Origin of the sequence: Corallincola spongiicola (assembly GCF_004284785.1) — a bacterium.
GTDB classification, from domain to species: Bacteria; Pseudomonadota; Gammaproteobacteria; order Enterobacterales; family Neiellaceae; genus Corallincola; species Corallincola holothuriorum.
In genome coordinates, this window is the sequence record NZ_SHLY01000001.1 from 977403 (window position 1) to 991618 (window position 14216).

Genomic DNA, 14216 nt, shown 5'->3' on the forward strand with positions numbered 1-14216 from the left:
GGTGACACACTATATTTTTTTGATCCAAGTCTGATTTTTCGCGGCTTTACTGTAATGAGTTTTCATCATTTTTCAATAAAACCGCGAAAACAGTACAAAAAAGCAGCATTAACAGCCTGATTTTGCAAAAGCAGCCGCAACAATCTGCTGCGCTTCCTCTTGGATCTGCTTCAAATGATCTCGACCAATGAAGCTTTCTGTATAAATTTTGTAGATTTCTTCCGTTCCTGACGGACGTGCTGCAAACCAGCCATTTTCCGTAACCACTTTTAGGCCACCAATAGCTGCACCATTTCCTTGAGCATGTGTCAGCTTAGCAACAATTGGCTCACCTGCCAGTGTTGCAGCTTCTACCATCTCAGGAGTGAGGTTAGAGAGCACTTTTTTCTGTTCGTGGTTGGCTGGCGCGTCTAGGCGTTCATAGACGGGACTGCCAAACTTAGCTTCAAGCTGCTGGTACAACTGCCCTGGGTCTTTCCCCGTGACAGCGGTGATCTCTGCCGCGAGTAGCGCCAGAATGATGCCGTCCTTATCGGTACTCCATACAGTGCCATCAAAACGCTGGAATGAGGCACCAGCGCTCTCTTCACCACCAAAGCCAAAGCTGCCATCAAACAAGCCGTCAACAAACCATTTAAAGCCAACAGGGACTTCACATAGCTTACGACCTAAACTCTCGGCCACGCGGTCGATCATCGAGCTAGAGACAAGCGTCTTACCAATCGCCATATCTGCGCCCCAATCTTTACGATGGGTAAACAGGTATTCGATGGCAACGGCGAGATAATGATTTGGATTCATCAAGCCAACGCTTTTTGTCACAATGCCATGACGATCATTATCAGGATCGTTACTGACTGCCACATCAAACTTATCTTTTAGCTCGATTAGGCTTGCCATTGCATAAGGACTGGAGCAATCCATGCGGATCTTGCCATCCTTATCAACGGTCATAAAGGCAAACGCTGGGTCAACACGGTCGTTAACGACTTCGATATCGATACCATACTTGGCTTTAATCGCGGGCCAGAAAGCGATACCAGAGCCACCGAGAGGATCTACACCTAACTTAACACCCGCCTTTTTGATCGCTTCCATGTCGATAACTTTGCCTAAATCATCAACATAAGGCGTGACGTAGTCATAAGCGACAGCAAGCGGAGAGGCCATCGCCTCTTCCGTGGTGACGATGTTAACGCCATCCAAGTGGGCAGCCAACAGCTGGTTAGCTCTCGCCTGAACGATGGCCGTTGCCGTGCCATCTGCTGGTCCACCGTTGGTGGGGTTATATTTAAAACCGCCATCTTCAGGTGGATTGTGAGAAGGCGTGATCACGACACCATCAGCGAGACCTTCACTACGATCTTGGTTGTAGCTTAAAATCGCATGGGAGATCACTGGCGTAGGAGTGTATCCCAACCCTTCTTGGTAACGCACCTCAATACCATTTGCTATAAGCACTTGCAGTGCTGAACCAAACGCAGCTTCAGACAATGCGTGGGTATCAAAACCTACGAACATAGGTCCAGTCGTGCCTTGTTCTGCACGATATTCCACTAAAGCTTGAGTGATAGCGAGAATGTGCGCTTCGTTAAACGAACGCTTTAATGAAGAGCCTCGATGCCCAGAGGTACCAAAACTCACCAATTGTGATGCTTCACTGACGTCAGGCTGATACTGATAGTACGCAGCCATTAGCCGTGGAATATTACACAACTGCTCTGCACCAGCGGGTTTGCCGGCTTGTGGATGTAATGCCATAGGTATTACCTACCCTACTCTATTATGAAACTATCTCTTGGATTTCTTGCCGGCGACCACAGGCAAGCTTTTTAATAACAGCTCGGTCTGTGTTTCATTCAACGCCAACATGCCCGCAACACGCTTAAGCATGGCGCGTTTCTTTCCGGTATTTGTATTCGTAATAACCCAATAGGGGGAATCTGGGATTTGACGAGGCGCAGTGCTGCTCCCCGCCGCCATCAACTCAGATTGGCTGGTGGCAAAATAGATGCGGTTACGCCCCTTGATTTCTAGTACCGACGAGAATTGCTTAGGCGCATACTTATGAAGCAAAGATAAAAGGTAAACGAACCGCCCAACCGCCCCTTTTTGACTGGCTAGTTGGCGACTATCAATGGAAAAATCTGAAGTGGTAGGCACCACCTCTTTTGGCGCACCAACGGACGTTTCTTCAACCGGCTTGGCCGCTTCTTCGTCCATTGCCACTAAGCGGCGGAGGATATCCGAAGCACTCTCACCGATGCGCTCCGTCTTACTCGCTATAAACTGGTATAGGTCTTCATCTACTTCGATGGTTTTCATTCTTCTTGTCACCGCTTCCGTTTGCGCTGGCACAAAATGGGCAACATTATACATACCCGCACTGAAATTCCCACTTCGCTAATTCAGCCAATGCAATGATTACTTGCCCAGCCCCGATTCCAAAGGCAAACTTCGCCACGCTAAAAGAAACGAGAACAGAGCATGCAATTACATTTTCAGCGCCAAGGTCAAGGACCTACCGTTATCCTTATTCACGGCCTATTCGGCAGCCTGGAAAACTTAGGCACCCTGAGCCGACATCTACAAACTCATTTTGATGTCGTCAGTGTTGATCTGATCAACCATGGTCGCTCTGGTCATAAGGATGCCACCAACTACATCGATATGGCGGGCGACATAATAGAGACTATGGACGCGCTAAACATTGAGCGAGCGCATTGTGTTGGTCACTCTATGGGCGGCAAAGTCGCCATGGAGTTAGCCATGCTAGCCCCCCACCGCTTTAAACGAATAGTCGTCGCAGATATCGCCCCAGTTAAATATCCCAGCCATCATGTTCAGGTGCTAAAAGGGCTGGCCGCTCTCAACCAGCAGTTACCCGTGGCAAACCGCCAGCAAGCCGATCAGATTTTGCAGGAATTTTTACCCGATGTCGGCGTACGCCTGTTTCTGTTGCGAAATGTCACGCGCTCAGATGTCGGCTTGATATGGCAATTCAATTACCGCGGTACCTTAGCCAGTTACGACGCTATCCGAGAGCCGACCTCAGAGCAGCCTGCATTTATTGGACCTACCCTGTTTATTAAAGGTGAGCAGTCCGATTATATCTTGCCGGAACATCGTCCAGCCATCATGACGAGATTCCCTAATGCAACAGCGAAAATCATCCAGGGAACAGGGCATTGGCTGCATGCCGAAAAACCAGGCTTGTTTAATCGCTTAGTAGAACAGTTTTTGCTGCCAGATGAGGATTAACCCAACTTTATCCCTGTGATATAGTGCGCGCCTCTTTGCCATCAGGAGCCTGATATGCTCGCAGAGCATTTTGAACAGATAGAGGCGATTGGCCTTAACCTGTTCTTTGCAGCCATCTTCTTACTTATCGGACTTGCCATTCAAGATGTGTTGAAAAAAGGCGATGTGCCCAAATTTGGGCGCGCAGTAGTTTGGTTGGTGCTGTTTTTTGGTTGTGCAGGGTTCATTGCAAAGGGAGTTATTCAGTTCATTATGGAAAGTGGTAGTGGAGTCAATGGCTGAACATGGCTAAAGAAAATACCGACCGAACAACCATAGATCTATTTGAGCAACAAAGACGTCCAGGACGCCCTAAAACCAGTCCTTTGTCCCGTGATGCCCAACTAAAGATCAATAAACGTAACCAACTTAAACGCGACAAAGCCAATGGGCTGAAACGCGTAGAAGTTAAACTGCATCAAACGCTGATTGATCAGCTAGATGCACAATGCGAACAACACGCACTGAATCGAAGTGCCATGATCGCGTTAATATTGCAAAATGCATTATCGGAATGAACGACTTTGCCTAAGCAAGGTCCTCTACTAAAGTAACTAAAAATCAAAGCGTACAGGAAATATTCATGTCGATTGTAGGTATCTTTTTCGGAAGCGATACTGGTAACACGGAAGCCGTGGCCAAGATGATCCAAAAGAATTTGGGTAAAGGGATCGCTGACATACATGACATTGCTAAAGTCAGCCGCGATGACATCGATAAGTACAATTTCCTCCTACTAGGCATTCCGACTTGGTATTACGGCGAAAGCCAATGCGACTGGGACGACTTCTTTCCCGAGCTTGAGCAGGTAGATTTCAGTGATAAAATCGTCGGCATCTTCGGCTGTGGCGATCAAGAAGACTACGCAGAGTACTTCCTCGACGCCATGGGAACTATCCGTGATATCGTCGAAGCGAAAGGCGCCACCATCGTCGGCCATTGGAGCACCGAAGGTTACGACTATGAAGCGTCCAAAGCGATGGCGGACGAAGACCATTTCGTAGGTTTAGGGATCGATGAAGATCGTCAGCCTGAGCTCACCCAGGAACGTGTTGAAAAATGGTGCAAACAGATCAGTGAAGAGATGTCTTTGGACTCTTTTGCTTAACTTAAAAGCAAGTCTGTAGCAAACTGTCTCTAGGCCGCAAACGCGGCCTTTTTTGTGTCCATCCCTAGCTAAAACTACTTGGGCTTTTTATGACGCACATAAAGGGTGCGCCGCAGTTTGGCAACGAGATCACCCTGTTCGTCAATCACGTTAATCACAAACTCAGGCAGATGTTTGGCACCAGCAGCAGTGGCTTCGCGGATCTCATCGATACGTTGCTGTGTCAGCTCAAAATCGGCATAAACGCGGCCTCTACCGGGCTTAATGAAATTGATATCAGCTGATTGATCACAAATCAGATAGCGGTCACCCAATAGCCCCATTAACATCAGTGCATAAATAGGATCTGACATCGAAAACAGACTGCCGCCAAAATGGGTACCGTTAGCATTCCGATTCCAACGACTGAGCCTCAAGCCAACACGGCACTTTAGGTAATCATCGCTCAGTGATTCAATCCGAATGCCACAAAAAAGAAAAGGTGGCCAAAGGTTTAATAACGTTTTCAGTAACTGCGGTCGTTTAAATACTGCTCTCATTTTTCACTCGCACTGGTCTGACCACAATCAAGATATTATAGACGTACCCCATAATTCAAGAGAAACAGAATAAGTTACCGGATTTGTGGTTTATTTTAGGGCGGATAAACATATAATCAGACAGATAAATGCACAGCGATTGTGCTTCATAAGAATATGGGATTTGGGATGACCGACGAAAACCAAGCACTCAAGAAAGCCGGACTTAAGGTAACCTTGCCCCGGGTTAAAATACTTGAGCTGTTGCAGCACCCTGACAATCAACACGTAAGCGCTGAAGATCTTTACAAAAAGTTGATTGATCACGGTGAAGAGATCGGTTTGGCGACCGTTTATCGTGTACTTAACCAGTTTGACGACGCAGGTATTGTTGCTCGCCACCATTTTGAAGGCGGTAAGTCTGTTTTTGAATTATCCACCAGCCATCATCATGATCATCTAGTCTGCCTAGATTGCGGCGAAGTTGTAGAGTTTGTCGATGAAACCATCGAACAACGCCAACGGGAGATATCAAAGTCCCACAACATTGATCTCACTAATCACAGCCTCTACCTCTACGGCCATTGCACTAAAGAAGATTGCTGTAACAAGAACAAATAGTGACGCCCATCTAGCCGAAAACTCGCCCTATTGAGCGGTTTCGGCTAAACTCAGGTTTTGTAAGCTAACCATCTATTTTTATAGGGAAATATAGCTTGGCAAAGCCTCCTCTTCCAAAACAACTGCAGCAACGCTTGGTGCGTACCTACGCGAAGATAGACAATACGCACTATCAACGACCGAGAAGGTTGGCGTTTTATCGACATATCGCTATCACCAGCATCATTCTCATTGCACTCGGCTTGTTCTTGCGTTTTCACCTTATCGAAGCCGCCGAAGATCTTTTTGAATCAAAAATTAAGCAACAACTGGATTCGCAAAGCGCAGCACTGAAATTTTGGCTGAAAACAGAGACCAATCTCGCCACGCGGATCGCGTCACGTCACCGAGTATTGAAGCTTCTACAACAGATAGAATCTGCCTCGGTGACAAAAAAAGCTGAATTACAAAAGTCGTTAAGTGAAATCGTTGACCAAGAATTGTCATTTTCTGATTCTGCAGGTTTTCTGATTATCAACAAAGACGGCTATGTCGTTGCATCCACAAATCGAGGCCATATAAACCAGCAGTTGCCAAGGGCATCGGTCAGGCTCATCGAAGTTGTCAGTGAAAGCACATTCAGACTGAGTGAAGTGATGCATTCAGACGACTTTTTGCCAGACCAAAATCTTCCCCCAATCTTGCTGATAGCGACGCGTATAGAGCAGATGGAAAACCGAGGGTATTACTATCTGGTGGAATTGCTGGACGCATCCATTGAGTTTAATGCCATCACTTCACTGTATCGCAGTGACGAACAGATCGAGATGTACTATTTCAATAGCGACGGTTTGATGATCTCTGAAAGCCCGCTTTTGGCAGAGATAAAACAGCGAGGATTGCTGCTCAACGACCAGATCAATTCAACGATCCTCAATGTTAAGTTGGTCGATCCGGTGAGCAAGAGTCAACTGCCAATATTTCCTGTTCAACATGCTTTATCGATCGGCAACGCGACAAAATTCGAGCATTACCGCAGCTACCGCGATGAAGATGTGCTTGGCGTTTGGATTTGGGTGGATGAGCTCAATATCGGTCTAGTTGTAGAGGTAAATAAAGAGGAGATGCTGCAGCTGCTTTCACCACTCTTATTCACCGAATTAATGATGTTTGCTCTACTGACGCTCAGTGCCATCGCCATGGTGATTTACCAAATGCGTTTGCGGCGTCTGGATGATCAGGTAAACGCTTTTGAAAAATTGGGACAGTACAAGTTAGAAAAGAAAATTGGAGAAGGTGGTATTGGCAGCGTCTATTTAGCGCAGCACGCCCTATTGCGCCGACCGACAGCGCTTAAAGTTCTGAAACGTAGTTTACTTTCTGAAGAGGTCATTGACCGATTCGAATTAGAGGTACAACAAACGGCACTACTTGGTCACCCAAATACAATACAAGTCTATGACTATGGCCTAAGCCCTGACGGGACTTTCTACTACGCCATGGAGTATGTTCGCGGCTTTACCCTCGCCGATTACATCAGTGAATTTGGTGCGATGCCGCAGGAGCGAGTGATCGCGATTTTGTTACAAGTGTGCGGTTCACTTGCTGAAGCGCATAGCCGCGGTCTCATTCATCGAGATATCAAGCCGCCCAATATCATGCTGTCAGAGCAAGGCGGAATTTTTGACCATGTCAAAGTGCTCGACTTTGGCTTAGTCAAAGACATCTCAGATCCGGAAGCAACTCAGCTTACACAAACACAATCAATTGCTGGTACGCCCTCTTACATTGCGCCAGAACGACTACAAGATCCTAAAATCTGCGATCCCAGAACCGATATCTATGCGTTAGGTGCTGTGGCCTACAATATGCTTTCGGGAAAAGATCTGTTTACTGGCACCAACGCGCTGCAAATCGCCTTAGCCGCATTAAAAGAGAAACCAGTACCGATCACTGAGGTAGTCCCCAGTCCGATTGAAGCCAAGTTAGCAGCGTTGGTGATGCAATGTGTCAGCCAAGAACCAGCACAGCGCCCCAGAGATATCTTTGAGATCATTGAAATACTGGAACCACTGCAGCGCATACACCCTTGGTCTCAACAGAACGCAAAAAACTGGTGGCAAAAGTATTCTTCGCCACTATTAAGTAAGCAAGAGACCAGTAAAGAACCCATATCAGAGGCACTGAATAGCCTATGAATCTTTTCCTGTATCCAGTTTATATTATACTCGCACTCATGGTGACGCCCATGGCTCTCGCTAATACTGATATAGAGAATCAAGCCCTAAAGGCAGAGCTTGAACAATGGCTAACCCATAGACAACCCGCACAATTTATCGGTGCCCAAGAGCAGCCGCTAAATTACTTTCAGCATATTTCAGCAACAGATAGCGACACTGCGCTTATCTATCTACATGGCATAGAAAGTCACGCTGGTTGGTTTCATTTGGTGGGTGCCAGATTAGCCGGTATGGGCTATGACGTTATCATGCCAGACCGTCGAGGTAGTGGTACCAATCGACAAGATATGGGGCTAAGTCCAGGCTACGCAGCATCGGAACAGCAACTAATTGAAGATTTGCAGCATTTAGTTGAACAGCGCACCAGCGGTTATAAGAAACGTTATCTGATTGGCCTGTCATGGGGAGGGAAGCTGGCACTGCGTTACGCTATGAGCTATCCAGACGATATCGACGGCTTGATACTGATTACTCCCGGCTTAGTCGCCAAAGTGGATTATTCAGTATGGCAAAAAATGCAAATTGGTTTTTGTGCTTGGCTCTGCGACAAGCGGTTATTTCCAGGACTAATTAGTCCTTCAATGTTCACTGACGATCCCGTATTCATCGAATATATCAGCAATGACCCGCTCAGAAATAGCCGTGTCAGTGCCAGCTTCCTGTGGGCGACGCGAACCATCGATAACTATATCGCCGCGGAAATAGACAGCTTCTCATTACCTATTCAACTTCACCTCGCAGAAAACGACGATATTGTCGACAACCAGGGGATCGTTGAACTTTTAAACAGAAGTCGCTCATCAATTGAGCAAACAGACTATAAAGACCAGATCCATTCACTTCAATTTGAAACCCCAGACCAACTTAGCCGTCTAATCGCCCAATGGTTAAGCCAACAAGGAGTTGAGAATGCAAATTAAACAGGCGGAAATATCAATTCTCGCCATTCCAATGAAGTTCGAAGTACAGCACGCGTTAGCTTCTCGCTCACTGGCACGTAATGTCATCGTTTGTCTGACCGACGAGAACGGTATAAAAGCCTATGGAGAGTGCTGCCCTCGCGAGTATGTTAGTGGCGAATCCATCGACAGTGTGGTCTCTGCGTTGAATGAACGTTGGTTTCCTAAAGTTCAGGGGCTTAAGTTCACTAATTTTAGCGAATTGCAGACTTGGATTGCATCCGCTCTGACCACACTACCGCGCAACGAACACGCAGCATTTTGCGCATTAGAACTGGCGCTGCTAGATCTCTATGCTCGCGGTACAGAGCAATCGGTATTACAGCTATTCAGTGCCCAACCGCAACAACCGCAACGTTACAGCGCGGTAATTGCTAGTGAAAAAATAGAGAATGTTGCAGCCAATGCGGCAATGATTAAGCAGTTCGGCGTCAAGGCATGCAAGGTCAAACTGGTCTCAGACCTGCAGCATAACCACAAAATTCTTACCACCGTCAGAGCAGCGCTTGGTGATTCAATGTCACTCAGAGGCGACGCTAACGCTGCTTGGCAATCAGCAGACGAAGCAGAACGGCAGCTTTCTGCACTGTCAAAATACCAAATGGAATCCATTGAACAGCCCTTGCCTGCTCAAGATATCAACGGACTGGCGCAACTTACTTCTGCCAACATCACCCCCGTGATGGTCGATGAATCGATCTGCAGTCGCGCAGACGCGCAAACGCTTATCGATGAAAAGGCGTGCCACCTGTTCAATTTACGCATTTCAAAATGTGGCGGCATCAGCAATTCACTGGCGCTTGCCAAGAAAGCGGCCGACAACGGTATTGATTGTCAATTAGGCGCCCAAGTGGGTGAAACCAGCATACTGTCATCTGCGGGTTTAGTGCTCGCCAACCTCGTTCCTACCTTAAAGTGGCGTGAAGGCTGCTTCGGGCAACTATTGCTGGAAGATGACCCTATGCAACCCATTGTTCAGTTAGGTGCCGGCGGGATGGCTAATTTACAAGCAGGCACAGGCTTTGGCATTCAACCGGAAGTAGTACGCTGGAAGAGATATCTCGAAACAGCATAAATAACGGCACAAATTAAAGGAGTGACAAGCACTATGATCGGTTACATCATTCATTTCTTGGCAAAAATATCTGCCAGCCGTTTTCGTAAATCTGCTGAAGGAGGCTTAGATACGCAAAAAGCCTTACTCAACAGGATCATCAAGCAAAATGCCGAAACCGAATACGGTAAACGTTACGGCTTTTCGAAAATTAACACCATCGCCGAATACCAAGCGGCATTACCTCTCGTTTCATATGAAGATATCCGCCCAGAAATCGAACGAATGACGGCTGGTGAAAGCAATATTCTTACTGCCGAATCGCCAGTGATGTTCGCTCAAACCAGTGGCACCACAGGTAAGGCTAAATTCATTCCTGTGACCCCAAGCTGTCAGCGCGCCGCATCATCTGACATGATGCGAGCATGGATGTATCACGCTAAACGGGCACACCCTGATCTTTATGCTGGAAAAATTGTTTCTTTAGTCTCCCCTGCCATTGAGGGCTATACCGAATCAGGATTGAGCTTCGGCTCTACCTCCGGCCACATTTACCGGCAGATGCCAGGGATCGTGCAAAAGATATATGCCATCCCCTATGAAGTGTTTGAAATTGAGGATTACGAGTCAAAATACTACGCATTAATGCGTTTTGCGCTCAGTGAAAAGGTTTCACTACTGGCAACCGCTAACCCCTCCTCCATCCTGAAGATGTGCGAAAAGGCTGACGAATATGGTCAGCTGCTAATAGATGATATCCGCCAAGGTACGCTCAACAATAAATTCAAAATGGCGGCAGAATTACGCCAGGCATTAGAAGCCAAGATTGAACCCAACCCAAACCGTGCTGCATTTTTACAGCAACAGCATGACAAGCGAGATGGACGATTACTTCCTGGTGATTACTGGCCTGAGTTGGCTCTGATCGGTTGTTGGAAAGGCGGTACCGTTGGTCACTATTTGGATAAATTTCCCAGCTGGTTCGATCCGGACGGCAACACACCAAAGCAAATTCGCGATTGGGGTTTCTTATCCAGTGAAGCTCGTTGCTCAGTACCGCTGTCAGACAGGGGCTGTGCAGGGCCATTGGCATTAGATGTTAATTTCTATGAATTTGTACAAGCAGACGACGTACTCAACGCACCGAATGATCCAAGCCAATGGAACTTCATCACCATCGATGGCCTTAAAACTGGCGGTGAATACTATATTTTCCTAACCACCACGGGTGGACTCTACCGCTATGATATCAATGACGTAATAACGGTTGAGGGCTTCTATAAAAACGCGCCTAAGATACGTTTCCTTAGAAAGGGACGCGGTATGACCAATATCACCGGCGAAAAGCTGAGTGTCAATCAGGTGATAGACGCGGTGCAAAAAGCCAGTATCAGCAGCGGTGTATTGGCGGAGCATTTCAAAGCTGAGGCCTATACAGAAGAGAGTCGCTACCTGCTCCGCTTAGAGCTGGTGGGGCATCATGAAGATGAACAACTCGCTGCATTTGTTAGAGCATTTGATGACGCATTACGAGAAATAAACGTCGAATATGAGGCGAAACGCAAGTCTCAGCGCTTACATATGCCGTTGCTGCACGTTATGCGAGATGGTTGGTATGAACGCGCCAGAAAAGCACAGGTTGCTGAAGGCAAACGGATGTTCCAAGCAAAAACCGAACTGCTCAGCCCAATAAAAGCAGAAACCACGCTGATTAAGCCTGAACTGGTGAAAGAGCTCGATATCAACATTCAATAATCGCTGATTGACGATGGCAGATAGGATCTGCCATCGTCGTTTTACAAACTTCTAACCACTATTCGGCACCATTACCCTATTTTTATTGAGTTAAAGCCCACAATCATGGATCATAGACCGGTTAAACTGTCACTTTGAGCATTAGAGGTCTTTTCCATGTCAGAGGCGGATGCCGTCACGACCAAACCGAGTAACTTTATTCGTCAGATCATCGACAAAGATCTGGCGTCAGGTAAACACAATTCGGTACACACTCGATTTCCTCCCGAACCCAATGGTTACTTGCATATTGGGCACGCTAAATCGATCTGTCTGAACTTCGGTATTGCGCAAGATTATCAAGGGCAATGTAACCTGCGATTTGATGATACCAATCCAGAGAAAGAGGAAATCGATTACGTTCATTCAATCATGGACGACGTTAATTGGTTAGGCTTCCAATGGAATGGCGAGATTTGCTATTCATCAAACTACTTTGATCAACTTTATCAGTATGCCGTCGAGCTAATTGAAAAGGGCTTGGCGTACGTTGATAAGTTATCACCTGATGAGATCCGTGAATATCGCGGCACGCTAACGGCGCCGGGTAAGAACAGTCCATACCGTGACACTTCACCGGAAGAAAACCTTACCCAGTTTGAAAAGATGCGTGCAGGTGAATTTGCAGAAGGTAGTTGCTGCCTTAGAGCCAAGATCAATATGGCATCACCGGTCATGTGTATGCGTGATCCAGTGCTTTACCGAGTTAAGTTTGCCCATCATCACCAGACTGGCGACAAATGGTGTATCTATCCTATGTACGATTTCACCCACTGCATCTCTGATGCGTTGGAGGGGATCACCCATTCTCTGTGTACATTAGAATTTCAGGATAACCGCCAGCTTTATGACTGGGTACTCGACAACATCACCATCGACTGCCACCCGCGTCAGTATGAGTTCTCTCGTCTGAATCTAGAATACACAGTAATGTCTAAACGCAAGCTTAACTCGCTGGTGACAGAGAAGCTGGTATCCGGTTGGAATGACCCACGTATGCCGACTATTGCAGGCTTACGTCGTCGCGGTTACACACCTGGGTCGATTCAAGAGTTCAGCAAGCGCATCGGTATCACCAAGCAAGAAAACATGATTGAAATCGGCATGTTAGAAGCTTGTATCCGTGAAGATCTTGAGCACAGCGCCCCACGGGCTATGGCAGTGATTGACCCAGTAAAACTGGTTATCAGTAACTTAGCTCCAGAGCATAACGAAATGCTCAGTGCGCCGGTGCACCCCAAAGATGAAAGCATGGGTGTCCGCCAACTGCCGTTTACTAAAGAGATCTTTATTGACCGTGCAGATTTCCGGGAAGAAGCCAACAAGAAATATAAACGTCTGGTACTCGGAAAAGAGGTTCGTCTGCGTAATGCCTATGTGGTGCGTGCAGATGAGGTTATCAAAGACGACAAGGGCGAAATCCAAGAGATCCATTGTACCTACGATCCAGAGACCTTGGGTGTTAATCCAGCGGATGGTCGTAAAGTTAAAGGGGTTATCCACTGGGTATCTGCAACACAGTCCGTGCCTGCAGAGTTTCGCATTTACGACCGTTTGTTCTCGGTAGCTAATCCTGCTGCAGCCGACGACTTCCATGAAGTATTAAACCCGGAGTCCTTGGTAATTAAGCAAGGATTTGCTGAACAGTCGCTTAAAATGGCCAAAGTTGAACAAGCTTACCAGTTTGAGCGTGAAGGCTACTTCTGTGCCGACAACCAAGACTCAAGCGAAGATGGACTGGTGTTTAACCTCACTGTCGCGCTAAGAGATACCTGGGGCGGCTAAACAGTCATTCAACGTTAATAAAAAGCCGAGCAAAACATGCTCGGCTTTTTTACATCTGCGGTAGTTAACGGCTACTCTTGGCTGTTCAGTACATCTTCACATTTACGGATGTCTTCCAATGTATCCACTTCTGGCGAATCAGAGGCAGCCACGGCGACTTTGATTTTTTCACCAAACTCTAGTGCCCTTAGCTGCTCCAATTTCTCCAAGTGCTCCAGTTCACTAACCGGCCATTTGCCAAAAGCCTTAACAAAACGACGGGTATAGCCATAAACACCTAGATGCTTATAAACCGGATAATCCTCATCGCCATCGCGGTTGAACGGAATACATGAACGCGAGAAATAGAGGGCATTAAAACGCTTATCAAATACCATCTTAACGTGCATGGGATCATCTCGTTCTGCGAGATTGGTAATGCGATAGGCCAAGGTAGCCATCTCAAAATCAGCAGCCCCATCGTTGAACAGCGCAACGACCTGATCTATTGATGCGGGATCAATTAGCGGTTGATCACCTTGTACATTGATAATCAAATCGTCATCAACCAAGCCTAAACGAGTTGCCGCATCATCAATACGATCGGTACCCGATGCAGCTTCGGCACTGGTCATGACAACCTTGCCGCCAAACCCTTCTACGGTATTTTTAATCAAGTCATCATCAGTAGCGACATACACTTCATCAACTAACTTGGCTTGCAAAGCACGCTCATAAACGTGTTGTATCATTGGTTTATGATGGATCATTGCCAACGGCTTGCCAGGAAACCGGCTAGAGCCATAACGCGCAGGGATTAATACGGTTACACTCATTTTCATCTACCTGATAGAAAGAGAGCCACGACACTTTTCATGC

General features: G+C 46.9%; 14 protein-coding genes. 10 read left to right on the top strand and 4 right to left on the bottom strand.

Going from position 1 to position 14216, the window contains the following annotated elements; translation table 11 throughout:
- Positions 1-108: 108 nt before the first annotated feature.
- Positions 109-1761, bottom strand: a complete 1653-nt coding sequence (gene pgm / locus EXY25_RS04295) for a phosphoglucomutase (alpha-D-glucose-1,6-bisphosphate-dependent) (protein ID WP_114338033.1) — start codon at positions 1759-1761, stop codon at positions 109-111.
- 30 nt (positions 1762-1791) lie between these two features.
- Positions 1792-2325 (bottom strand): replication initiation negative regulator SeqA, encoded by a 534-nt coding sequence (gene seqA / locus EXY25_RS04300; protein WP_114338084.1) that lies wholly within the window; start codon positions 2323-2325, stop codon positions 1792-1794.
- 162 nt (positions 2326-2487) lie between these two features.
- Between seqA and EXY25_RS04305 the strand changes: the two genes are divergently transcribed.
- The 4 genes from EXY25_RS04305 (at position 2488) to fldA (ending at position 4408) form a co-directional block, all read left to right on the top strand.
- On the top strand, positions 2488-3261 hold the full coding sequence (locus EXY25_RS04305) for an alpha/beta fold hydrolase (RefSeq protein ID WP_130565837.1): 774 nt from the start codon (positions 2488-2490) through the stop codon (positions 3259-3261).
- Between the two features lie 54 nt (positions 3262-3315).
- Positions 3316-3543: a DUF2788 domain-containing protein gene (locus EXY25_RS04310; protein ID WP_114338031.1), complete on the top strand. Its 228-nt coding sequence runs from the start codon at positions 3316-3318 to the stop codon at positions 3541-3543.
- A 2-nt stretch (positions 3544-3545) separates the two neighbouring features.
- Positions 3546-3818 (top strand): LexA regulated protein, encoded by a 273-nt coding sequence (gene ybfE / locus EXY25_RS04315; protein ID WP_114338030.1) that lies wholly within the window; start codon positions 3546-3548, stop codon positions 3816-3818.
- A 65-nt stretch (positions 3819-3883) separates the two neighbouring features.
- Positions 3884-4408 carry a flavodoxin FldA gene (gene fldA / locus EXY25_RS04320; RefSeq protein WP_114338029.1) on the top strand — a complete coding sequence of 175 codons (525 nt, stop codon included), beginning with the start codon at positions 3884-3886 and terminating at the stop codon, positions 4406-4408.
- Positions 4409-4482: 74 nt separating this feature from the next.
- Here the strand turns inward: fldA and EXY25_RS04325 are convergent, their stop codons facing one another.
- Complete coding sequence (locus EXY25_RS04325) at positions 4483-4947, bottom strand: DUF4442 domain-containing protein (RefSeq protein ID WP_130565838.1); 465 nt, start codon at positions 4945-4947, stop codon at positions 4483-4485.
- 168 nt (positions 4948-5115) lie between these two features.
- On the opposite strand from EXY25_RS04325, the gene fur reads away from it, so the two are divergent.
- From fur to glnS, 6 genes are all read left to right on the top strand, one after another.
- Complete coding sequence (gene fur / locus EXY25_RS04330) at positions 5116-5547, top strand: ferric iron uptake transcriptional regulator (RefSeq protein ID WP_130565839.1); 432 nt, start codon at positions 5116-5118, stop codon at positions 5545-5547.
- Between the two features lie 95 nt (positions 5548-5642).
- Positions 5643-7724, top strand: coding sequence for a serine/threonine protein kinase (locus tag EXY25_RS04335; RefSeq protein WP_130565840.1), 2082 nt, complete (start codon positions 5643-5645; stop codon positions 7722-7724).
- Positions 7725-7774: 50 nt separating this feature from the next.
- Entirely contained in the window at positions 7775-8686 is a 912-nt protein-coding gene (locus EXY25_RS04340) for an alpha/beta fold hydrolase (RefSeq protein ID WP_165419258.1), read from the top strand.
- Positions 8676-9800, top strand: coding sequence for a mandelate racemase/muconate lactonizing enzyme family protein (locus EXY25_RS04345; protein WP_130565842.1), 1125 nt, complete (start codon positions 8676-8678; stop codon positions 9798-9800). Before EXY25_RS04340 ends, EXY25_RS04345 begins: the two co-directional genes overlap by 11 nt.
- A 33-nt stretch (positions 9801-9833) precedes the next feature.
- Positions 9834-11534, top strand: a complete 1701-nt coding sequence (locus EXY25_RS04350) for a GH3 auxin-responsive promoter family protein (protein WP_114338023.1) — start codon at positions 9834-9836, stop codon at positions 11532-11534.
- 156 nt (positions 11535-11690) lie between these two features.
- Positions 11691-13358, top strand: coding sequence for a glutamine--tRNA ligase (gene glnS / locus EXY25_RS04355; protein ID WP_130565843.1), 1668 nt, complete (start codon positions 11691-11693; stop codon positions 13356-13358).
- 71 nt (positions 13359-13429) lie between these two features.
- Here the strand turns inward: glnS and kdsB are convergent, their stop codons facing one another.
- On the bottom strand, positions 13430-14173 hold the full coding sequence (gene kdsB / locus EXY25_RS04360) for a 3-deoxy-manno-octulosonate cytidylyltransferase (protein ID WP_114338021.1): 744 nt from the start codon (positions 14171-14173) through the stop codon (positions 13430-13432).
- Positions 14174-14216: the final 43 nt, after the last annotated feature.